Source organism: Roseateles sp., from assembly GCF_039595295.1.
Taxonomy (GTDB): Bacteria; Pseudomonadota; Gammaproteobacteria; order Burkholderiales; family Burkholderiaceae_C; genus Roseateles.
Window position 1 is genome coordinate 28,747 of sequence record NZ_JBCNLU010000030.1, and the last position, 22,014, is coordinate 50,760.

Below are 22,014 nucleotides of genomic sequence, written 5' to 3' on the forward strand. Positions count from 1 at the left end.
CGACGATGGAGAGGCGTCGCGGGGCGATGGTAGCCGGAGGCGTCCATGGTTCCCCGAAAGCGCTCAATGGAAGAACTTGAAGGCGGACACGCCGACCACACCGAAGATGCCCGATCCCAGTGAGGCGCCACCAATCCATTTCCACAAGTGGCTCTTGACGCGGTCATCGACGCGGCCCAGCAGGTCGATGGTGTGTTGCCGAAACTCCGTCTTCATGTCCTGACGAAACACATCGAACTCGGCCTTCATGTCTTGACGGAACTTGTCCGACTCGGCCTTCATGTCTTGACGGAGCTTGTCCGACTCGGCCCGCATGTCCTGCCGGAAATTTTCCGATTCGGCCCTCATTTCTTGGCGGAACCTATCCGCATCGGCCTTCATCTCCTGGCGAAACCGGTCCGAGTCAGCTTTCACCTCTTGGCGAAACCTGTCCGAGTCGGCCTTCACCTCTTGGCGGAACTCTTTGAACTCCGATCTGATCTCGTGCCGGAACTTCTCGGACTCCAGCTTCAGGCCGCCGATGTCCGACTGCATGTGCTTGAAGTCGGATTTCAGCTCGGTGAGCTGCAGATCCGTTTGGACCTGCTTCTCGTGAAGTCGCTGCAGGCTGACGTGGATGTCCTGGAACTGCCGCGCATGGTCGGATGGCGGAAGGACTTCGACCGGATCAGGTTTTCGCGGCGGCAGCAGCAGCGGCTGGCCGCCGTGAATTGGCGAAGGCTCGGAAGAGGAAGCGGGCATGGGGGACTCCTGGGACGGTGGCGGGAAGGCTGCAAATCCTAGGAGGCCTGCGACACCCGCACTGTCGCAGCGACGCCGAAAGCGACGCCGAAAGCGACGTCGGTTTGATCAGCCTCAAACTTCTCCCGCTAGCGCGCACTGCGCTTCGAACCATCGACTGCGGCGCCGTCCTCGGTGGTCGCCTCTCCGGCCGCCTCCCGCGCCTCTTCCGCCGCCTCGAAATCAAACCCCTCGGCCTCATGCAGCGCCCACGCGCCGTTGCCCTTGAGCTCCAGCACATGGCTGTGATGCCGCAGCACGCCGCGTCGATGCGCGATGCTCACCAGCGTGATCCCGTCCCGGCACAGCCGCTCGTACAAACGTCGCTCATTGCAGCCGTCGAGCGCGCTGGTGGCTTCGTCCAGGATCGCCATCCGCGGCGTGCGCACCAGCACCCGCGCGAAGGCCAGCCGCTGCTGCTCGCCCATGGACAGCAGCTTCTCCCAGTCCTGCACCGCGTCCAGCCCACCGACGCGATCGGCCAGTTCGGGCAGGCACACATCGGCCAGGATCGCCCGCAGCGCGTCGTCGTCCAGGTCCGTGCGGGTGTCCGGATAAATCATCTGGCTGCGCAGCGTGCCGGGCTGCAGATAGGGCCGTTGCGGCAGGAAGAAGACCTCCGACAGCGGCGGATGCTCGATCGTCCCATCGCCGCTGCGCCACAGACCCGCGATGGCGCGCAGCAGCGAGCTCTTGCCGCAGCCGCTCACGCCCGTGATCAACAGGCTCTCGCCCGGGTTGAGCACCACGTTCAGCTTCTCCGCCAGCAGGCGGTCGAACTGAGGCGTGTACAGCGTCAGATCCCGCAGCGCGAGCTGCTCGGCCTCCTGCGTGCGAATGCGCTCGCGGGCGCGCTCGTCGCGCGGCTTGCGCTTGTGCATCACTTCGGACAACGCGTGCAGGCGATCGATGCCGGCGACGAAACGGCTCAGGCTCTCGAAGTTGTCGACGATCAGCGAGATTGCCGTCAGCACCGCCGCGAAAGCACCCGCCGCCTGCACCGCCGCGCCGACCTCCAAGTCGCCCGAGAGCACGCGCTCGGCCAGGATCACGCTGGGCACCACCAGCGTCAATTGGTTGAAGCCGCGCTGGAACAGGTTGAGCGCGCGCTGTTTGCGGATCAGTTTCCAGTAGTTGTCGTAGACCGCGTCGAAGCGCTGATCGATGTGGGCCCGCTCCTGCGGCTCGCCGCGATAGAACGCGATGGATTCGGCGTTCTCGCGCAGCCGCATCAGGCCGAAACGGAAATCGGCTTCGCGCCGCAGCTGCCAGAAATTCAGCTGGATCAGCGGCGAGCCGAACACATACAGCGCCAGGAAGGTGCCCACCGTCGCATAGACGGCCAGGAACAGCACCAGCAGCTTGGACAGCGACCACAGCACCGCCGAGAACGCGATCAGCTGCATCGCCGAGCCCAGCATCAGCAGCGAGAAATGCGTCGAGCGGCCGGTGAAGGTGTTGATGTCCTCTGAAATGCGCTGGTCGGGGTTGTCGATGTCCGCCGTGCCGGCGCCGCCGATCTCGTAGTACTTGCGGCCGTCCAGGTAGCCGTCGAGGAAGCGCCCCGTCAACCAGCGCCGCCAGTGGTTGGAGAAGGCGTCCCGCATGTAGTAGTAGAAGGCGTAGACCGGCACCGCGAAGGCCAGCACGATCAGGCTGTCCCGGACCGCGAGCCAGAAGCGCGAATGATCGCGCGCGGCCAAAGCGGAGGTCAGCTCCCCGGTCTTGTCGTTGAGCAGCACCGCGAGCTGCGTTTCGCACAGCATCAGCACGATCATCAGCGCCAACAGGCCCCACGCGGCCTTGCGCTGGTCGCCGAGCCAGTAGGGCTTGGCAATCTGCATGAACTGGCGCCACGCCGCTGCGGACAGGCGTGGCGGGCGGCGCCGGCGCGCCTTGCGCTTGGGCGAGCCGCCAACCGCGTTGGAGGCTCCGGACGGCGGCAGGTCCGTCGCGGAAGAGGAGGAATGGACCATGAGGGAAGACCCGGTCTGCCGAGGTGATTCGACAGTAGCTCCGGCGGCTCACGGCGCGGGTAGGACGGCGCCTACTGGCGCTGAAGGAGGGCGGCGCGAGCGGTGGCCGCGCCGCCGATTCTCCGCGGGACCTCAGGTCAGCGAGGCGATCTTCGACAGCGACTTGCGGATCAACGACGCGTCGCGCAGCCGCTGCGCCGAGCCGTCGGCGTCCAGCAGCACGACGGTGATGGTGCTGCCGCCGCTCTTCATGCGCATGACCAGGCAGCGGCCGGCTTCTTCCGTGTAGCCGGTCTTGGAGAGCCGGATGTCCCAGCCCTTGGCGCCGACCAGGTGGTTCGTGTTGCGCAGCTCGCGCGGGCGGCCGTTGACCTCGACCTCGCTGGACTTGTCGCTGCTGATGCGGGCAATGGCCGGGTAGCGCGAGGCCGCCGCGGCGATGCGCGCCACCTCGGAGGCGGTCGAGGTGTTGCTCGGCGAGAGCCCCGTCGGATCGGCCAGCGCCGTGTGGCGCAGACCCAGCGCGCGAATCTTGGCGGTGACCGCCAGCTCGAAGGCCGGCAGGCCGCCGGGGAAGTGACGCGCCAGCGCGGACGCGGCGCGGTTCTCGGACGAGATCAGCGCCAGCTCCAGCGCCGCCTCGCGGCTCATCGTGGCACCGACCTTGACGCGCGACTTGCTGTGCTTGAGCCGGTCCACGTCGGCGTCGTCGATGCGGATCTCCTCGGCCATGTCCTGCTTGGCGTCCAGCACGACCATGGCCGTCATCAGCTTGGTCAGCGAAGCGATGGGCACGACGGCGTCGGCGTCCTTGGCCATCAGCACGCGACCGGCGTCGTCGATCACCAGCATGTGGCGCGCGTTCACCGGCAGCTTCATCAGCGGGGCGGCGGCTTCCTGCGCCGCCGGGTCGGCGGGCGCGGTGGGCGAGGGCATGGGGGCCGGCTCGGCCGTTCGCGGCGCTTGAGCGACGGGCGGGAATGTCGAGGGCGCCGGCGCGCTGGGCGCCACCGGTGCGGGCGTGACCTCGCCGGACGGGCCGATGGCGGCGGTGGTCGGCGCGCTGGTGGGCTCGACGACCTCGGGATCGCTGCTGGCGGCACGGACGATCAGGCTGCCGCAGGTCAGCAGCAGCGCGGGCAGCGCGAGGCGCCAGTTCGTGTGGGCGAGGGTGCGGAGAACGGTGTCGCGGATCGTCACGGCGGTCGGGCGGAGGAGGGCGGGCAGGGTCGGAAGCGGACGGGCGTCGCGGCGGACCCTCGATCGGGCGACGGTGCGCGCTCCGGGGTCACGTGTTGACAGGCGCGAAGTTTAGTTTCTTCCGCGCCCGCGTCCATGCGGGGTTCCCGTGACGCGCGTTACAGGCGCGTCAATCCGCGTCGCGCTGCGCCCTCGCGCGCACCACCTCAGTCCCAGGCCTTGCGCAACTTCGCGGCGACGTCCAGCGCGGGCTTGAGCAGCTCCGGCAGCGGCGCCTGGCGCTCGTTGGCCGGGCCGGTCTTGTCGAAGTGCCGCGCGACCTTGCCGGGCAGGAAGCGCGACACGCTCGCGTACAGATGGCGGTCGCCGTGGCGCGTCTGCTGGGTCACGTAGAAGCGCTGCGGCACCATCACCGCGAGGTGCTCCTTGGCCCGCGTCATCGCGACGTAGAGCAGCCGCCGCTCCTCCTCGATCTGCGCCTGCGCGCCGGTGCTCAGGTCCGAGGGCATGCAGCCGTCGACACAGTTGAGCAGGTAGACCGCGTTCCATTCCTGGCCCTTGGCCGAATGGATGGTCGACAGGATCAGGTAGTCCTCATCTTTGAGCGGCACGCCGGATTCGTCGCTGCTGGCGTCGGGCGGATCCAGCGTCAGCTCGGTCAGGAAGCGCTCCCGCGAGCCGTAGCCCTGCGCGATGCGGGCTATCTGCTCCAGGTCGGCCAGCCGCACCGGCGCGTCGTCGTGCAGGCGCTCCAGATGCGGGGCGTACCACTCGACGACGTCCTCCAGGTCCATCGGCCAGCGGTCCGCGGCGTCGCCGCCGGCGAGCAATCGCAGCATCAGATCGCGCAGCGCGGCCCAGCCGGCCGCGGCGGAAGCGGGCGGCTTGAACTCGCGCAGCGCCTGCGCGGGGTCGGCGGCGGGCGCCATCTCGTCGAGCAGCCGGCGCGCGCTGGCCGGTCCGAAGCCGGGGAGCAGCTGCGCGACGCGGAAGCCCGCGAGCCGGCCGCGCGGGTTTTCGGCCCAGCGCAGCACGCTGAGCACGTCCTTCACATGGGTGCTTTCGAGGAATTTCAGGCCGCCGAACTTCACGAACGGGATGTTGCGGCGGGTGAGCTCCAGCTCCAGCGGCGCGCTGTGGCTTGACGTCCGGAAGAGCACGGCCTGGCGCTTGAGCTTGAGCCCTTGCTCGCGGCGTTCGAGCACCTTGTCGGCGACCCAGATCGCTTGGCGCGCTTCGTCGTCGACGGTGACCAGCTGCGGGCGCTCGCCGGAGGCCTTGTCGGTCCACAGGCGCTTGTCGTGGCGGTCCTTGGCCATCTCGATCACCGCGTTGGAGGCGTCCAGGATGGGCTGGGTCGAGCGGTAGTTGCGCTCCAGCGCGACGACGCGGGCGGGCGGGTCGAACTGGGCGGGGAACTCCAGGATGTTGCGGACCTCGGCGGCGCGGAAGGAGTAGATGGCCTGCGCGTCGTCGCCGACCACGGTGAGGCGCTCGCCGCCGGGCTTCAGGCGCTTGAGGAGGGTGGCCTGCAGGCGGTTGGTGTCCTGGTACTCGTCGACCAGCACATGCTGGAAGCGCTCGCCGAGTTCGGCGGCGAGGGCGTCGTCGCTCATCAGCTCGGACCAGTAGAGCAGCAGGTCGTCGTAGTCGAGCAGCTGCTGGCGCTGCTTCTCCTCGACGTAGGCCTTGAAGAGGCGCTTGAGCTCGTCATGCGCTGGGAAGACCCAGGGGAAGTGTTCCTGCAGCACCTGGTCCAGGCGGGCCTCGGCGTTGACCACGCGCGAGTAGATCGTCAGGCAGGTGCTCTTGAGCGGGAAGCGGTCGGTGGTCTCGGCCAGGCCGAGTGCCTGGCGCTGCCAGCCCATCAGGTCCTCGGCGTCGGCGCGGTCGAGGATGGTGAAGTTGGGGACGAGGCCGATGCGATGGGCGTACTCGCGCAGCAGGCGGGCGCCGACGCTGTGAAAGGTGCCGGCCCAGGGGAAGCGCGGCGGCATTTGCGATGAGCGCAGGCCGAGGGCGCGATGGAGCATGCGACCGGCGCGGCGCTCCATCTCGCCGGCGGCGCGGCGGGAGAAGGTGAGGAGCAGGAGCCGTTGCGGGTCGGCGCCGGCCTGGATGAGGCGGGCGACGCGGGCCGCGAGGGTCTTGGTCTTGCCGGAGCCGGCGCCGGCGATGACGAGCAAGGGGCCGTGGTGGTCCATCGCGGTCAGGCCGTGCTCGACCGCGGCGCGTTGCTCGGGGTTGAGGTCGGCGTAGACGTCTTGGGATGGGGCGACGTCGGCGGCGAGGGCTTCGGCGGGGGGCATGGGGGCGGATGATAGCTGTATGCAAAAACAGTGGGTCATCGGACGACGGGGTACACCGCTTGCCCCGCCGGGAGCAAACTCCCCCAATGCCCATGCTCCAACTGCTCGTCATCCTTTCCGCGCTCGCGATGCCCCTGGTCGCCTGGGCCTCCCAGCGCGGGGTCTTCGGTCCCGACAACGGCGCGATCTCCGACCGCTACCCCACGCTGCTGGTCGCCGACGGCTACGCCTTCTCCATCTGGGGCGTGATCTTCCTGCTCGACCTCGTGCTCGCGATCTGGCTGCTCCGCGGCCATCGCCAAGTCCCCGACCGCGAGGGCCACCGCGATTCCCATCGCTGTCACTGGCTCATCATCATCGGCTTCTCGCTCACCGCGAGCTGGATGATCGTCTTCTCCCAGCAATGGTTCTGGCTCGCGCTCGCGATCATCTGGGGCGCCTTGATCAGCCTGCTGTGGGCCGCCATGCTGCTGGCGCGCGCCGTCCCACGCGGCGCGCAGTCCTGGCTCTCGGTCTTCCCCCTCGCGCTGCACGGCGGCTGGCTGTCGCTCGCCGCCTTCCTGGACACCGCCCAGACCATCGTCGCCGCGCAACTGCTGCCCACCGTCGATCAACTTCCCTGGACCCTCGTCTTGTGGGCCCTCGCCGGCCTGCTGCTGCTCGTCGCCAACGCCCGCCTGCACGCCCCACGCACCGGTTCCGCCGCGCTGGGCTATGCCGCCGCGGCCCTCTGGGGCCTGATCGGCGTCTACATCAAGCAGTCCGCCTCGACCCAGCCCGGCGCCGACACCTCCGCATGGATCGCCGTCGCGCTTGCCGTCCTGCTCGCGGCGCAGACGCTGTGGCTGCGGACGCGCCCGCAGCCGCCGTCACGCCCCATCACGCCAGACGGCGCTCGTCCTTCGCGTCGAACAGATGAGCGGACTCCGCCGCCCATTGCAGCCGAACCGCGTCACCGACATTGAGATGCGGATTGCCCGCCACCCGCGAGGTGATGGGCCCCATCGCCGTGTCCACCAGCAGATAGGTCTCCGGCCCCGTCGGCTCGATCATCTTGAGCGTGCCCGGCACGCCCTCGTCGGCCAGCCGGATGTGTTCCGGCCGCAGCCCGTAGAGCACGCCCGACTGACCGCCCGCGCTCACCGACGCCTGCTGCGCCGCGTTGATCGGCAGCGCCACGCCGTTGGCCGCGATGGCATCGCCGCGCCGCTCGGCGCTGACGAAGTTCATCGTCGGCGAGCCGATGAACTCGGCCACGAAGCGGTTGGCCGGCCGGGTGTAGATCTCCTCCGGCGTGCCGAACTGCTGCACCAGCCCGTCGCGCATGACCGCGATGCGGTCGCCCAGCGTCATCGCCTCGACCTGGTCGTGGGTGACGTAGACCGTCGTGGTCTTCGTGCGCTGATGCAGCAGCTTGATCTCGGCGCGCATCTCGATGCGCAGCTTGGCGTCGAGGTTGGACAGCGGCTCGTCGAAGAGAAAGAGCTTCGGGTCCCGTGCCAGCGCGCGGCCCATGGCCACGCGCTGCCGCTGACCGCCGGACAGCTGGCCCGGCTTGCGGTCCAGCAGGTGACCGATCTGCAGCATCTTGGCCACGCGCTGCACGGTCTCCTCGCGCTGCGCCTTGGGCACCTTGCGCATCTCCAGACCGAAGGCGATGTTCTGCGCGACGTTCATGTTGGGATAGAGCGCATAGCTCTGGAACACCATGGCGATGTCGCGGTCCTTGCTCGGCGCGTAGGTGACGTCGCGGTCGCCGATGTGGATAGCCCCCGAGGTCGGATGCTCCAGCCCGGCGATCATCGCCAGCAGCGTGGACTTGCCGCAGCCCGAGGGGCCGACCAGGATCAGAAACTCGCCCGCCTCGATCGAGAGGTCGATGCCCTTGAGAATGTCCGCCGCTCCATAGCTCTTGCGGACCTGCGAAATGGTGAGCGCGCCCATGGCGTGTGACTCCTCTTAACCCTTGACCGCGCCGGCCGTCAGCCCGCGCACGAAGTACTTGCCTGCCACCACGTAGACCAGCAGCGTCGGCAGCGCCGCGATCAGCGCCGCCGCCATGTCCACGTTGTATTCCTTGACCGAACTGGACGTGTTGGCCAGGTTGTTCAGCCCGACCGTGATCGGCTTGCTGTCCGCGCCCGAGAACACCACCCCGTACAGGAAGTCGTTCCAGATCGCGGTGAACTGCCAGATCAGCGTGACCACGAGGATGGGCGTGGACAGCGGCACCACGATGCGCCAGAAGATCTGCCAGAACGACGCGCCGTCCAAGGTCGCCGCCTTGATGAGCTCATCAGGCAGGCCCGCGTAGTAGTTGCGGAAGAACAGCGTTGTCGACGGCATGCCCGCCAGCACGTGGACCAGGATCAGGCCCCACACGGAGCTGGCGATGCCCAGGTGGCCGAGCACCTGGCTCATGGGCAGCAGCACGACCTGCATCGGCATGAACACGCCGAACAGCAGCAGCGCGAAGAGCAGCTCGCTGCCACGGAAGCGCCACTTGGTCAGCACGTAGCCGTTGAGGGCGCCCAGCGCCGTCGAGATCAGCACCGCCGGCACCACCATCAGCACCGAGTTCATGAAGAAGGGCGCCAGCCCGCCGCAGTCGGTGCCGGTGCAGGCGCTGGACCAGGCCTTGGACCAGGCCGCGAAACTGGGGTTCAGCGGCAGCGACAGCAGCGTGCCGTCGCGGACCTCGTCCATGCCCTTGAGCGAGGTGCTGACCATCACGTACAGCGGCGCCAGGAAGAACAGCGCGAACAGCGCCAGCACCGTCCACAGCAGCACGCGCTGCAGCGTCAGCGCGCGCGAGGAGGAAAGAGAAGGGGATGCGTGCATGTCGCCTCGCTCAGGACTTCGAGCGCAGCTCGGAATAGAGGTAGGGAACGACGATGGCGGCGATGGTCGCCAGCATCATCGTGGCGCTGGCCGCGCCCAGGCCGATCTGGCCGCGGGTGAAGGCCATCGTGTACATGAAGGTCGCGGGCAGGTCGGTGGCGTAGCCGGGACCGCCGGCGGTCAGCGCCATCACCAGGTCGAAGCTCTTGATCGCCAGATGCGCCACCACCATCAGCGTCGAGAAGAACACCGGACGCAGCGTCGGAATGATGATGCGCCAGTAGATGCGCGGCAGCGAGGCGCCGTCCACCTGCGCGGCCTTGATGATGGAGTCGTCGATGCCGCGCAGCCCCGCCAGGAACAGCGCCATCACGAAGCCCGAGGACTGCCACACGCCGGCGATGACGACGCAGTAGATGGCCATGTCCGGATCGACCAGCCAGCCGAAGCTGAAGTTCTCGAAGCCCCATTGCTGGACCAGGTGCTCGATGCCCAGGCCCGGGTTGAGGATCCACTTCCAGGCCGTGCCCGTCACGATGAAGGACAGCGCCATCGGGTACAGGTACACCGTGCGCAGCGCGCCTTCGCCGCGGATCTTCTGGTCCAGCAGGATGGCCAGCAACAGTCCCACGACCAGCGCGCCGCCGATGAACAGGCCGCCGAAGATGCCCAGGTTGGTCAGGGCCAGCCACCAGCGCTCGTTCTCGAAGAGCGCGCGGTACTGCGCCAGACCGACGAACTCGTAGTTGGGCAGCAGCCGCGACGCGGACAGCGACAGATAGCCGTTCCAGGCCATCAGCCCATAGATGAAGAGGAAGGAGATGAGGAAGGTCGGCGCGACCACCAGCTTGGGAAGCCAGGGACTGCGCGGGGCTCGTGAAGCGGACATGCGTGGGCGGACCTGCGGGGCCCGCGGCGTGAGGCGCCACAGGCGGGGTGATGCATCGAAGCGAGGCGAAACGGACCGAGGCGAGGACGGAGCGCCCGCTAGTGGCGCCCCCGTCCTGCGTGCCTTACTTCGACTTGGCGGCGGCGGCCAGGCGCGTCTGCGCATCCTTGACCGTCATCTTGTCGCTGTTCCAGAACTGGCTGACGACGTCCTTCATCGCGCCCTCGGCGGCGGCGGGCACCGCCATGCCGTGCGCGATCGACGGCACCAGCGTGCCGGCCTTGGCATCGGCGGCGAAGTCCGCGGCGGACTGCTTGGCGCAATCGTCGAACTTGTCCATCTTCATGCCGGTGCGCACCGGGATCGAGCCCTTGTTCAGGTTGAACAGCTCCTGGAAGTCGGGCGACATGATGGCCGTGGCCAGGTCTTGCTGGGCCTTCTCGTTGGCGGCGTTCTTGAGCTTGAACATCGCGAAGGAGTCGATGTTGAAGGTGAAGGCCTTCTGCGTGCCGGGGGCGGCGGCGCAGATGAAGTCCTTGCCCGGGACCTTGCCGGCGGCGACGAACTCGCCCTTGGCCCAGTCGCCCATCAGCTGCATGCCGGCCTCGCCCTTGATCACCATGGCGGTGGCCAGGTTCCAGTCACGGCCCGGGGCGTTCTTGTCGGTGTAGGCCTTGATGCGCTTGAAGGTGGTCAGCACCTTCTCCATCTGCGGACCGGTCAGCGTGGCCGGGTCCAGCTGGACCAGCGCCTTCTTGTAGAACTCCGGTCCGCCCACGCCCAGCGCCACCGATTCGAAGGTAGTGAAGTCCTGCCAGTTCTGACCGCCGTGGGCGACCGGGATGATGCCGGCCTTCTTCAGCGCCTCGGCCGCGACGAAGAACTCGTCCCAGTTGGTCGGCAGCTTGGTGCCGGCCTTCTTGAGCGCCTCGGGGTTGGCCCAGATCCAGTTGACGCGGTGCACGTTGACCGGCACGGCGATGTAATGGCCCTGGTACTTCATGATGTTGGCCACCACCGGCGGGATCAGCTCGTCCCACTTGCCGGCCTTGGCGACCGCGTCGATGTTGGTCAGCACGCCTTCCTGCGCCCATTCCTGCAGCGACGGGCCCTTGATCTGCGCGGCGGCCGGGGCGTTGCCCGACACCACGCGGGACTTCAGCACCGTCATCGCGGAATCACCGCCGCCGCCGGCGACGGCGAAGTCCTTCCAGGTGTGGCCTTGCTTCTGCAGCGTGGCCTTGAGCGCGGTGGCCGCCTTGGCCTCGCCGCCGCTGGTCCACCAGTGCAGCACTTCGACGTCACCGGCGTGGGCCGCGCTCGCGGCCAGCAGGGCGCACAGCGCCGCGGCGCGCGAAAGATGCTTGAGCTTCAACATGTCGTTGTCTCCGTGTTCTGAGGGGAGAAAGGGATCAGTTTGTCATCGGATGTCGGACGAGGGCGCTCGGTTCAGAACCACACCTCGACCTGGGCGCCGAAGCTGGTGCCGGAGGTCTCGTTCTCGAAGCCCGGCTGGCCGGTCACGTTGCTGGCGGCCCGGTTCCACTTGGCATGGGTGACGTAGAGCCGGAACTCGGGTCGATCCATCAGGGCGGGGCCGGTGGAGAGCGTCGGCGCGAAGGTGACCTTGGTCAGGCGCGCGGTCTGGCCGCCGTCGGGCTTGTACTGCGAGACGCCGGCTTCGGTGAGCAGCTTGAAGTTGCGGGTGACGCCGTAGGAGATGCGACCACCGACCGAGGTCGACACCGTGGCCTTGCCGGCGTTGTCCTTCTCGTTGGCCCACAGCAGCATGCCCATGCCGCCCCAGGCGCCTTCCTGGAAATTGACCGACTCGACCACGCGGAACTTCTTGGCCGCGGAGGTGGCGGTCTGGTCGCCGAAGTTGGAGTTCAAGCCCGCCGAGCCCTGGGCGTACTGGACCCAGATCACGTTGTTCAGCGAGGTGCCGAACAGCTTGTTCTGGTTGTGGCGCAGCGCCAGTCCCCAGCCGTTGGTGCCGCCGGCGAATTGCGACTTGGTCACCGTGCCGAAGATGTTCAGCGCGCCGTCCTGGCCGGTGGCGACGTCCATGTACTCGAAATTGCCGCGGTGGCCGGGACGCTGGTTGGTGTCCTTGTCGTTGGTGTAGTAGGCGACGCCCAGCTTGCCCGGGCCGACGTTCAAGCCTTTGAAGCCGGCGCCGATGCCGGCCATTTCGGTGAAGTAGGTGTCGACGATGTGGACGTCGCCGCGGCGGCCGCGTTCCTTGCCGGCCCACACGGTCATCTCGGGGGCGAAGTCGAAGCCCTTGGCCTCGGTGTACATCTGGGCCAGGCGCAGGTGCTTGGCGTCGTCGGCGTCGGAATGCGGGTTCCAGTAGTCCGTCATCAGGACGACCTTGTAGTCGATGCCGTCCTTCTTGAAGCCCTGGGCGAGCTGGAACTCCCCGTAGATGTCGCACTCGTTGCCCAGGCGGTACTTCATGCCATTGGTGCCGCCATTGAGGGCGTAGCAGGCGCGGCTCTCACCGTGCTGGGTGCCGCCGGGACCGGCGCGGAAGTAGCCGGTGAAGTCCACGGCGTGGGCGGATCCAGCGGCCAGGAGCAGGGCGGCAGCCATCGACAGCGGCGCGCGCGAAAGCGGGAAGCGGGTCATGTTCAGGTCTCCGTTGTGGGTCCGCGAAACGCAGCTCCGGGCGTGCGTCGTTAAGCAGACGTTTATCTTTCTTGCATGCGGGCTGAACTTTAATTTTTCATTAATGAAACTATATTGGTGCTTACCACTACCTTCGTATGAGCTTGTTTGGGGATGTTTCGGGCGGTGTGCGCGCGGATGGGCTGGGGTGGTGCTTGAATGGCTCGCGCGCGAAGACCCTCTCCCCTGCCCTCTCCCGCAAGCGGGCGAGGGGGCAAGACGGAGCCCTCTCGTTTGCGATAGAGCGCTGGGAACTCCCTCTCCCGCTTGCGGGAGAGGGCAGGGGAGAGGGTCTTCGGGCTCCCGCCCTCAAGCCCCCGGCAACCGCAAGGTCACGCGCAGCCCCGTGGGCTCGGCATCCGACAGCGCGATCCGCCCCCCATGCCGCTCGACGATCTCCTTGACGATCGCCAGCCCCAGCCCGCAGCCGTTGCCCTCCTGCGTGCCGCGGAAGAAGCGCTCGAAGACCTGCTCCCGCAGGGCCTCGGGCACGCCGGGGCCGTTGTCGCTGACGATCAGCTCGACCTCCGCCCCGGCACGGCGCACCTGCACCGTCACGCTCGACCCGCGACCCGCATAGCGCATCGCGTTGTCGATCAGATTGACCAGCGCCTCGCGCAGCAGCAGCGCGATGCCGGTGACCTCCACCGACTCGGCCGGCAGGGCATCGCGCGCCTGGTCGTCGTCCCGGTCGCCGCAATCGGGTCCGTCATAGCCCAGGTCCACCTCCTGCTGCAGCGCCCGCGGCACCAGCTCGGCCGTGACCTCACGCGCGAGCCTCCCCAGATCGAGCCGCACCGGCGTTTGCCGCGTCACCGATTCGGGCTCGGTGCGTGCCAGCGCCAGCAATTGGTTCACCAGATGCGCGCTGCGGGCTGCGCTTTCCTGCACGCGCGCCAGCCGCATCGTCAGCGGCCCGGGCGGCGCCTCGGCCAGCGCGAGCTCGCTCTGACTCTTGAGACCCGCCAGCGGCGTGCGCAGCTGATGCGCGGCATCGCTGATGAAGCGACGCTGGCCCTGGACGTTGTGGCGCACCGCGTCGAGCAGATCGTTGATCGCCTGCGCGAGCGAGCGCAGTTCCTGCGGCGCGGCGTCCAGCTCGATGGGCCGCAGGTCGTTGGGCTTGCGACCTTCGACCAGCCGCCGCAGCCGCGCGATCGGCGCGAGCCCTGCGCCCACGCCGGCCCAGACGATCATGCTCATCAGCACGATGAGGACCGACAGCGGCAGCATCGTGTCGATCAGCAGCCGGCGCGCGAGCAGCTCGCGGTTGGCGCTGGAGCGCGCCACCTGAACCAGCATGGTCTGCTGCGCCTTGGGGTTCTCGCCGAACTGCAGATAGAGCGCGGCCACCCGCACCAGCGAGCTGGGTTGGCCGTCGCCGTCGCGGCCGTCGAGCTCGCCGTCGTAGAACTGGGCCTCGCCCAGCGGCGGGCTGGCGGACGGGGCGGGCGGACTCGGCAGGTTGCGGTTGCCGAGGATGAACTGCCCCGGCGGCGAGCTGACCGTGTAGAGCAGCTTGTCGCTGGGGTCGGCCTCGAGCACATCCTGCGCGGCGCGCGGGAAGTCGATCAGCAGCCCGTTGCCCATCGGCTTGACCTGTCGCGCAAGCGAGCGCGTGGCCTGCAGCAGCGTGGCGTCGACCGCCTCGTTGGCGTAGCGGCCCGCGAGGCGATAGCTGAAGAGCGCGCCCGCCAGCCACAGCACGACCTGCGGCAGCAGCAACCACAGCAGCAGCTGGCGCTTGAGCGAGAAGCGGGACGAGGGGCCCATGGCCGCGAGCGAGCGCCCTCAGACGCGCTCGAGCTCCAGCAGATAGCCCAGGCCGCGCACGGTGCGGATCGCCACCTGCGCGCCTTCGAGCTTGCGGCGCAGTCGATGGATGTAGACCTCGACCGCGTTGTTGCCCGCGCCGTCGACGGCCGCGCTGGCGCCGCCGGACCAGGCCTGGTTGATCTGCTCTTTCGTGATCACGCGGCCCTGGTGGGTGAGCAGCAGATCGAGCAGGTCGAATTCTCGCGGGCTGAGTTCCAGCATGTCGCCACGGACTTGGGCGCTGCGGGTCTCGCGCTGCATGCTGAGCTGGCCCAGCTCGGTGCTGGCCTTGTGCGCTCGGCTGCGGCGGAGCAGGGCGCGCAGACGGGCTTCCAGCTCGGGGAAGTCGAAGGGCTTGGTGAGGTAGTCGTCGGCGCCGGCGTTGAGCCCGGCGACGCGGTCCTCCAGGCTGTCCAGCGCGGTCAGGATCAGCACCGGCAGCGAGTCGTCGGTCTGGCGCAGCTGGCGCAGGACCTCCAGGCCGTCGACCATGGGCAGGCCAAGGTCGAGCACGACCACGTCGAAGGACTGCTTGGCGAGCAGGTACTGCGCGACCGCGCCGTTGGGCGCGTGCTCCACGGTGAAGCCGCTGGCGCGCATCTGTTCGCACAGGGCGTCGGCCAGGATCGCATCGTCTTCGGCGAGCAAAAGATTCATGAACGGCAGATTAACAGGCCAGGGCGGCGCACCCCCATGGGGCAAGCCCGAGTCGGGCTTGGGCATGAGCGGTTGCGGGCCGCCCGGATGCGCTGTCGCGGGGCGGGACGCGTGCCCGCGGCGAGCCTGGCACGGCCCGGGGCGAGACATTTCGCACAGGGGATCCGGTTGCGAGGACGGCGTACGTCAAAGACCTACGCGGTCTTGCGACTTCGTCGCTTGCCGCGTCTCGACCGCGCCCGGAACATTCGGCCCTGTCCCGACCAGCCCCTCACAACCGCCTGTCCATCGCGTTGGTAACGCGACCAGGCCGCCTCACATGGAAGCCGTCGACCTCAAGCAGACGCTCTGGCGCGTCGTCTATACGAAGGGCGCGAACCTGCACAGCAGCGGGGGCGCGGCAGGGCCGTGGCATCCGGATCGGGCGCATGTCGAGCGCTGCGCGCAGTTGCTGCGCGGGATGGCTCAGGAGGTCGGGATTCAGAGCAATGCGCAGGCGGCGAAGAACGCTTGCACGTGGATCGCGGGTTGAGAAGGCCCTCTCCCCCGCCCTCTCCGACTTCGTGGGCGAGTGAGCCGCGATGCACCGGTTGCCCACCTCGGTTACCCGTTTTCCACCTATCCATCGACGTTCTGCTTCGTTCAGGGAATGACGGCCGATTCGCAGAATCCGCCGGTCAACGTCTTCCCCTGACCGCATGTCCGTCCTGCTCACCCCGGCCCACCCGGCCTCGTCGCCCACGACGCCCCTTGCCGACGCCCTGGGGCCAGGTCTTGACCGCCTCATCGAGCAACTCGCCGCCACCGCCATCCGCCGCGACCGCGAAGGCGGCCACGCCGCCGCCGAGCGCGAATTCATCCGCGCCAGCGGCCTGCTCGCCCTGACCATCCCCGCCTCCCTCGGCGGCCTGGGCGGCGACATCACCGAGTTCTACGGCGTCGTGCGCCGTCTGGCCCGCGTGGACAGCGCACTCGCGCACGTGTTCGCCTTCCACCATCTGCAGCTCTACGGCGTCTCCCTCTACGGCGGCCCCGCCGCGACGGCCCACGGCACGCGTCATCTGCGCGAGACCGCCGAGCAGCGCCTGTTCTGGGGCAATGCACTGAACCCCGCCGACACCCGCCTGACCGCCGTGCGCGAAAGCGGCGGCTGGCGCCTGGACGGCGCGAAGAGCTTCTGCTCCGGCGCGCTGGGCTCCGACCGCCTGACGGTCTCCGCGACGACCGACGATGGCGGCTTCCTCATCGGCATCGTGCCCACGCGCCGCGAAGGCGTGAGAGTGGAAGCCGACTGGGATGCCTTCGGCCAGCGCCAGACCGACAGCGGCACCGTCCGTTTCGACCATGTGCGCCTGGACAACGACGAGCTGCTGCAAGTGCCCGGCGTCGGCCCGACGCCGCGCGCGACCCTGCGCTCCCAGATCGCGCAGCTCATCATGAGCCACCTCTACCTGGGCATCGCCGAAGGTGCCTTCGATGCCGCGCGCGGCTACACCGCGACGCGCGCTCGCGCCTGGGCCGCTTCGGGCGTGGCGCGCGCGGTCGACGATCCGCTGATCCAGCATCGCTACGGCGACCTCTGGTTGAAGGTGCGCGCCGCGCAGGCGGTGACCGCCGACGCGGTCGTGAAGCTCAAGGCCGCGCTCGATCGCGGCGAGGCCCTGACCGCCCAAGAACGCGGCGAGGTCGCCATCGCCGGCGCCGAGGCCAAGGTGCTGTCGCACCGCGCGGGCGTGGAAGTCGGCAGCCAGCTCTTCGATCTGACCGGCGCGCGCAGCACCTCGGCCGAGTTCGGCCTCGATCGCTTCTGGCGCAACGCGCGCGTCCACACGCTGCACGACCCGGTGGATTACAAGCTGCGCGACCTCGGCCGCTTCCAGCTCGACGGCCAGATCCCCGAGCCGACCGGCTACTCCTGAGCGCCCCCTCGTCCGACCGCGGAGCCTTCCCCATGACCGACCCGCTGATCCGCCTCGACGGCGTCTCCAAGAGCTTTCTGCTACCCGACGGCGCCCGCTTCGACGCGGTCCGCGACGTGAGCCTGTCCGTGCGAGCGGGCGAGATCCTCGGCCTGATCGGCAAGAGCGGCGCGGGCAAGTCCACGCTGCTGCGCCTGATCAATCTGCTGGAGCGGCCCGACGCCGGCAGCGTTCACCTCGGCGGCCGCGCGCTCACCGCGCTCAAGCCCGCCGAGCTGCGGCGCGAGCGCCAACGGCTGGGGATGATCTTCCAGCAGTTCAATCTGCTGCAGAACGCTACCGCGGCGCAGAACGTCGCTTTCCCGCTGGAGCTGCATGCGGGCCGTTCCCGCCGCGAGATCGCCGACCGCGTCGCCGAATGCCTGGCGCTGGTCGGACTGGCCGACAAGGCCGATCACTATCCGGCGCAGCTCAGCGGCGGCCAGAAGCAGCGCGTCGCGATCGCGCGGGCGCTGGCGCCGCAGCCCGATGTGCTGCTCTGCGACGAGCCGACCTCGGCGCTGGACGCCGAGACCACGCGCGAGCTGCTCGCGACGCTGGCCGACGTGAACGCGCGACTGGGCGTGACGCTCGTGATCGTCACCCACGAGCTGGACGTGGTGCAGACCCTGTGCCGGCGCGCGGCGGTGATCGCGGACGGCCGCATCGTCGAGCAGTTCGACGTCGCCGATGCGGCGCGCCATGCGAGCTCTGCGCTGGGGCAGGAGCTGGTCCGGCTGCAACGTCAGGCTGCCCATGTCGCCACGCTGAATGCGCGCGGGACCGATTCAGCCGACGCGGCGACGTCAGCGCAGCTCGGCCAGGGGCGCGGCATCGACTCGAGTACCAGCGCTTTCCGGGAGGCCGTGAATGTCTGACGCCCTGATCGAGCTGTTGCCCGAGCTCTGGATCGCGCTCGGCCAGACCGCGCTGATGCTGGCCATCGGGTTGAGCGCCGCGGTGCTGATCGGCGGGCCGCTGGGCGTGCTGCTCTTCCTGCTGAGCCCGGGCCAGTCGCTGTCCGGCCATCGCGGCGCGAGCGTGCTGCACCGACTGCTCAGCGCGGTGGTGAACACCGTGCGCAGCTTCCCATTCATCATCTTGCTGGTGGCGCTGGTGCCGGTGACCCGCGTGGTGGCCGGCACCTCGATCGGTCCGCTGGCCGCGGCAGTGCCGCTGTCCTTCGCCGCGATCCCGTACTTCGCGCGCCTGGTGGAGCAGTGCCTGCGCGAGGTGCCGCGCGGCGTCATCGAGGCCGCCCACGCGATGGGCGCGTCGGAACTCCAGATCGTCTGGCGCGTGCTGGTGCGCGAGGCCCGCGCCGGACTCGTGAGCGCGCTGACCGTGCTGTCGATCAGCTTCCTGTCCTACTCGGCGGTGGCCGGCGTGGTGGGCGGCGGCGGCATCGGCGACCTGGCGATCCGCTACGGCTATTACCGCTTCCAGACCGACGTGATGGTGCTGACGGTGGCCGTCCTGGTCGCGCTGGTGCAGCTGATCCAGTTCACCGGCAACCGCGTCGCGCGGCGGCTGGACAAGCGCTGAACCCATGACCCATTCATCCAACCCCCGAGGGACTCTCCGATGACCATTGACCGCCGCACGATGCTGACCTTGGCCCTGACGCTGGCCGCTGCCTCGCTGTCCGTTCCCACGCTCGCGCAGGAGAAAAAGGAGCTCACCATCGGCGCCACCGCCGGCTCCAACATCGAGGTGCTGAAGCTCGGCATCAAGCCGCTGCTGGAGAAGCGCGGCTACAAGGTCAAGCTGGTCGAGTTCAACGACTACGTGCAGCCCAACATCGCGCTGGCGCAGGGCGCGCTGGACGCCAACTTCTTCCAGCACATCATTTATCTGAACCGCTTCCGCGAGGACCGCGGGCTGGACATCGTGGACGTGGTGCAGGGGCCGATGGCGCCGTTCGGGATCTACTCGAAGAAGCGCAAGAGCCTGGCCGAGGTGCAACCCGGCGACCGCATCACGCTGGCCAACGATCCGGCGAATCTGGCGCACGGCCTGGCGTTGCTGGCCGAGCAGAAGCTGATCACGCTCAAGCCGGGCGCGGATCCGATCCGGGTGACCGAGAAGGACGTGGCCGCCAATCCGCTCAAGCTGAAGCTGCAGCCCATTGAGGCGGCGCAGATCCCGCGCACGCTGGACGACGCCGAGTACGCCATCGTCAACGGCAACTTCGCCATCTCCAGCGGGCTCAAGCTGACCGACGCGTTGCTGCTGGAGAAGACGCCCGATCACTACATGCTGGTCGTGGCGGTGAAGTCCAAGGACAAGGCGCAGCCCTGGTCCAAGGCGCTGGTGGAGGCCTTCCACGCGCCGGAGTTCAAGACGGTGCTGGACCAGAAATTCCCCGGCTACGCGCGGCCGGCCTTCCTGCAATGAGCGGCGCGGGCGGGCCGCGTCCCGTGCGCTTGAACGCCTTCGCGATGAACACGGTGGGGCATCAGTCGCCCGGCCTGTGGACGCATCCGCGCGACGAGTCGCATCGCTACACCGATCCGGATTACTGGGTCGAGCTGGCGCGGCTGCTGGAGCGGGGCGGCTTCGACAGCGTGTTCCTGGCCGACGTGCTGGGCGTGTACGACGTGCACGGCGGATCGCCGGACGCGGCGTTGCGCCACGCGACGCAGGTGCCGCTCAACGATCCGCTGCTGGTCGTGCCGCTGATGGCGGCAGCCACGAAGCACCTGGGCTTCGGCGTCACCTGCGCGCTGACCTATGAGCAGCCCTACAGCTTCGCGCGACGCATGTCGACGCTGGACCACCTGACGCACGGCCGCATCGGTTGGAACATCGTCACCGGCTACCTGGACAGCGCGGCGCGCAACCTCGGGCAGTCGCAGCAGCGCGCGCACGACGAGCGCTACGACTTGGCGGACGAGTACCTGGACGTCGTCTACAAGCTCTGGGAGCTGAGCTGGGAGGACGGCGCGGTGCGGCGCGACAAGCAGGCGCGGGTCTTCGTCGATCCGGCGAAGGTGCATGCCATCGGGCATCGCGGCGAGCATTACCGCGTGCCCGGCATCCACTTGTGCGAGCCCTCGCCGCAGCGCACGCCGGTGCTGTTCCAGGCCGGGACCTCCAGCCGCGGCCGCGCCTTCGCGGGCCGGCATGCGGAGTGCGTCTTCGTCAGCGGGCCCAGCGTAGCGGTGGTGAAGGGCTATGTCGACGGACTGCGCCAGGCGGCGCGCGAGGCCGGCCGCTCCGAGGCCGATCTGCTGATCTACGGTCAGGCGCTGATCATCACGGCGCCCACGAGCGCCGAAGCGCAGGCCAAGCACGAGGATCTGAAGCGCCACATCGACGTGGAGGCGACGTTGACCTTGCTGTCCGGTTGGACCGGCGTGGACTTCAGCCGCTATCCGCCGGACGCGACCATCGACTACCTCGACACGCAGGCGGGCCGCACGGCGCTGGCCTCGTTCAGCAGCGCGGATCCGACGCGGCGCTGGACGGTGCGGGAGGCCGCCGAGTTCATCGGGCTGGGCGGGCGCGGACCGGTCTTCGTCGGCGATCCGGCGGAGATCGCCGATCAGCTGATCGCGTGGCAGGACGCGACCGGGCTGGATGGCTTCAACCTGGCGTACGCCCTCGCGCACGAGACCTTCCGCGATGTCGTGGACCTGGTTGTGCCGGAGTTGCGCCGGCGCGGGCGCTATCGGCCCGAAGTCGGGCAGGGTGCCGATGACGACGCGAATCCGCGGACCTTGCGGGCGCGACTGTTCCAACGCGGCGACCGATTGCCCGGGAATCACGCGGCCCGTTCGGTGCGACTGGATGAGCTCGGGGCGCCCGATGCATCGACCGGCGGCGTGTCCGTCCCTTCCGATTCCCTGGCGTCCGACCACGCCGCCTTGCCTTCCCTGAACATTCCCTTGACGGAGCCCGTCGCATGACCCGTGAGACTTCCCCGACCCGCCGCGAGGCGCTCGCCCTCGGACTGAGCCTGGCCGCCGGGCTTGCCGCGGGACCCGCCCGCGCGCAGGGCGCTGGTGCGCCCAAGGAGCTGCGGCTGGACTACGCCTACTACTCGCCGACCAGCCTGGTGCTGCGCCGCTTCGGCTGGCTGGAGGAAGACCTGGCCAAGGACGGCATCGGCGTGCGCTGGGTGCTGAGCGCCGGCAGCAACCGCGCGCTGGAGTACCTCAACGCCGGCAGCATCGACATCGGCTCCACCGCCGGTCTGGCCGCGCTGCTGGCCCGCGCCAACGGCAATCCCATTCGCGCGCCCTACATCTTCTCCAGGCCGGAATGGACCGCGCTGGTGGTGCGCAGTGATTCGGGCATCCGATCGCTGGCGGATCTCAAGGGCCGCAAGGTGGCGGCGACCAAGGGCACCGATCCCTATCTCTTCCTGCTGCGCGCGCTGCACACCGTGGGCCTGAAGCGGACCGACATCGAGCACGTCGCCCTGCAGCACGCCGATGGCCGTGCGGCGCTGGAGCAGGGCCGTGTCGACGCCTGGGCCGGGCTGGATCCGCTGATGGCGGCGAGCGAGCTCGACGCCGGATCCAAGCTGCTCTATCGCAACGTGGGCTTCAATACCTACGGCTTCCTCAATGTGCGCGAGGAGTTCCTGAGCAAATACCCGCAGGTGGTGCGGCGCACGATCGCGACCTATGAGCGGGCGCGCGCGTGGACGATCGCGAATCCGTCGGACGCGGCCAAGATCCTGTCGGAGGAGGCCAAGGTCAGCCTGCCGGTGGCGCTGCTGCAGGTGAAGCTGCGCAGCGACTTCTCGCATCCGCTGCCGACGCAGGAGCACGTCAAGGCCTTGCAGGCGGCGTCGCCCATCCTGAGCGCGGAGCAGCTGGTGCGGCCGGGCGTGGATCTGAATCGCACGATCGCGGAGCTGGTCGACACGCGCTTCGCGGCCGGGCTGGTCAAGGTCTGAGGCGAGG

General features: G+C 68.8%; 19 protein-coding genes. 8 read left to right on the forward strand and 11 right to left on the reverse strand.

What is annotated here, in order from left to right:
• Positions 1 to 63: 63 nt before the first annotated feature.
• From ABDW59_RS18630 to ABDW59_RS18645, 4 genes are all read right to left on the reverse strand, one after another.
• Positions 64 to 741 carry a hypothetical protein gene (locus tag ABDW59_RS18630; protein WP_343631859.1) on the reverse strand — a complete coding sequence of 226 codons (678 nt, stop codon included), beginning with the start codon at positions 739 to 741 and terminating at the stop codon, positions 64 to 66.
• Positions 742 to 869: 128 nt separating this feature from the next.
• On the reverse strand, positions 870 to 2,756 hold the full coding sequence (locus ABDW59_RS18635; RefSeq protein WP_343631861.1) for an ABC transporter ATP-binding protein/permease: 1,887 nt from the start codon (positions 2,754 to 2,756) through the stop codon (positions 870 to 872).
• 132 nt (positions 2,757 to 2,888) lie between these two features.
• Positions 2,889 to 3,956 carry a serine hydrolase gene (locus ABDW59_RS18640; protein WP_343631863.1) on the reverse strand — a complete coding sequence of 356 codons (1,068 nt, stop codon included), beginning with the start codon at positions 3,954 to 3,956 and terminating at the stop codon, positions 2,889 to 2,891.
• 206 nt (positions 3,957 to 4,162) lie between these two features.
• Positions 4,163 to 6,265 (reverse strand): ATP-dependent helicase, encoded by a 2,103-nt coding sequence (locus tag ABDW59_RS18645; protein WP_343631865.1) that lies wholly within the window; start codon positions 6,263 to 6,265, stop codon positions 4,163 to 4,165.
• 92 nt (positions 6,266 to 6,357) lie between these two features.
• Between ABDW59_RS18645 and ABDW59_RS18650 the strand changes: the two genes are divergently transcribed.
• Positions 6,358 to 7,230 (forward strand): hypothetical protein, encoded by an 873-nt coding sequence (locus tag ABDW59_RS18650; protein WP_343631867.1) that lies wholly within the window; start codon positions 6,358 to 6,360, stop codon positions 7,228 to 7,230.
• Here ABDW59_RS18650 and ABDW59_RS18655 read toward each other — a convergent pair.
• The 7 genes from ABDW59_RS18655 to ABDW59_RS18685 all read right to left on the reverse strand — a co-directional run bounded on the left by ABDW59_RS18655 (position 7,145) and on the right by ABDW59_RS18685 (position 15,140).
• On the reverse strand, positions 7,145 to 8,209 hold the full coding sequence (locus ABDW59_RS18655) for an ABC transporter ATP-binding protein (protein WP_343631869.1): 1,065 nt from the start codon (positions 8,207 to 8,209) through the stop codon (positions 7,145 to 7,147). The genes ABDW59_RS18650 and ABDW59_RS18655 overlap by 86 nt on opposite strands.
• Before the next feature lie 15 nt (positions 8,210 to 8,224).
• Positions 8,225 to 9,106 carry a carbohydrate ABC transporter permease gene (locus ABDW59_RS18660; RefSeq protein WP_343631871.1) on the reverse strand — a complete coding sequence of 294 codons (882 nt, stop codon included), beginning with the start codon at positions 9,104 to 9,106 and terminating at the stop codon, positions 8,225 to 8,227.
• 10 nt (positions 9,107 to 9,116) lie between these two features.
• Positions 9,117 to 9,995 (reverse strand): sugar ABC transporter permease, encoded by an 879-nt coding sequence (locus ABDW59_RS18665; RefSeq protein ID WP_343631873.1) that lies wholly within the window; start codon positions 9,993 to 9,995, stop codon positions 9,117 to 9,119.
• A gap of 124 nt (positions 9,996 to 10,119) precedes the next feature.
• Entirely contained in the window at positions 10,120 to 11,373 is a 1,254-nt protein-coding gene (locus tag ABDW59_RS18670; protein ID WP_343631875.1) for an ABC transporter substrate-binding protein, read from the reverse strand.
• A 71-nt stretch (positions 11,374 to 11,444) separates the two neighbouring features.
• The gene (locus tag ABDW59_RS18675) at positions 11,445 to 12,629 is read right to left on the reverse strand and encodes a carbohydrate porin (RefSeq protein ID WP_343631877.1); all 1,185 of its coding nucleotides are present in this window, start codon (positions 12,627 to 12,629) and stop codon (positions 11,445 to 11,447) included.
• 348 nt (positions 12,630 to 12,977) lie between these two features.
• A complete protein-coding gene (locus tag ABDW59_RS18680) occupies positions 12,978 to 14,441 on the reverse strand; it encodes a sensor histidine kinase (protein ID WP_343631879.1) in 1,464 nt (487 codons plus the stop codon).
• Between the two features lie 18 nt (positions 14,442 to 14,459).
• Positions 14,460 to 15,140 (reverse strand): response regulator transcription factor, encoded by a 681-nt coding sequence (locus ABDW59_RS18685; RefSeq protein ID WP_343631881.1) that lies wholly within the window; start codon positions 15,138 to 15,140, stop codon positions 14,460 to 14,462.
• Between the two features lie 319 nt (positions 15,141 to 15,459).
• Between ABDW59_RS18685 and ABDW59_RS18690 the strand changes: the two genes are divergently transcribed.
• From ABDW59_RS18690 to ABDW59_RS18720, 7 genes are all read left to right on the forward strand, one after another.
• Positions 15,460 to 15,672 (forward strand): hypothetical protein, encoded by a 213-nt coding sequence (locus ABDW59_RS18690; RefSeq protein ID WP_343631884.1) that lies wholly within the window; start codon positions 15,460 to 15,462, stop codon positions 15,670 to 15,672.
• A gap of 166 nt (positions 15,673 to 15,838) precedes the next feature.
• Positions 15,839 to 17,059, forward strand: coding sequence for an acyl-CoA dehydrogenase family protein (locus ABDW59_RS18695; protein ID WP_343631886.1), 1,221 nt, complete (start codon positions 15,839 to 15,841; stop codon positions 17,057 to 17,059).
• Positions 17,060 to 17,091: 32 nt separating this feature from the next.
• On the forward strand, positions 17,092 to 17,976 hold the full coding sequence (locus ABDW59_RS18700) for a methionine ABC transporter ATP-binding protein (RefSeq protein ID WP_343631888.1): 885 nt from the start codon (positions 17,092 to 17,094) through the stop codon (positions 17,974 to 17,976).
• Positions 17,969 to 18,643, forward strand: a complete 675-nt coding sequence (locus tag ABDW59_RS18705; protein ID WP_343631890.1) for a methionine ABC transporter permease — start codon at positions 17,969 to 17,971, stop codon at positions 18,641 to 18,643. The genes ABDW59_RS18700 and ABDW59_RS18705 overlap by 8 nt, the downstream gene beginning before the upstream one ends.
• A gap of 39 nt (positions 18,644 to 18,682) precedes the next feature.
• Entirely contained in the window at positions 18,683 to 19,495 is an 813-nt protein-coding gene (locus ABDW59_RS18710) for a MetQ/NlpA family ABC transporter substrate-binding protein (RefSeq protein ID WP_343631892.1), read from the forward strand.
• A complete protein-coding gene (locus tag ABDW59_RS18715) occupies positions 19,492 to 21,009 on the forward strand; it encodes an LLM class flavin-dependent oxidoreductase (RefSeq protein ID WP_343631894.1) in 1,518 nt (505 codons plus the stop codon). Before ABDW59_RS18710 ends, ABDW59_RS18715 begins: the two co-directional genes overlap by 4 nt.
• On the forward strand, positions 21,006 to 22,007 hold the full coding sequence (locus tag ABDW59_RS18720) for an aliphatic sulfonate ABC transporter substrate-binding protein (RefSeq protein WP_343631896.1): 1,002 nt from the start codon (positions 21,006 to 21,008) through the stop codon (positions 22,005 to 22,007). Before ABDW59_RS18715 ends, ABDW59_RS18720 begins: the two co-directional genes overlap by 4 nt.
• Positions 22,008 to 22,014: the final 7 nt, after the last annotated feature.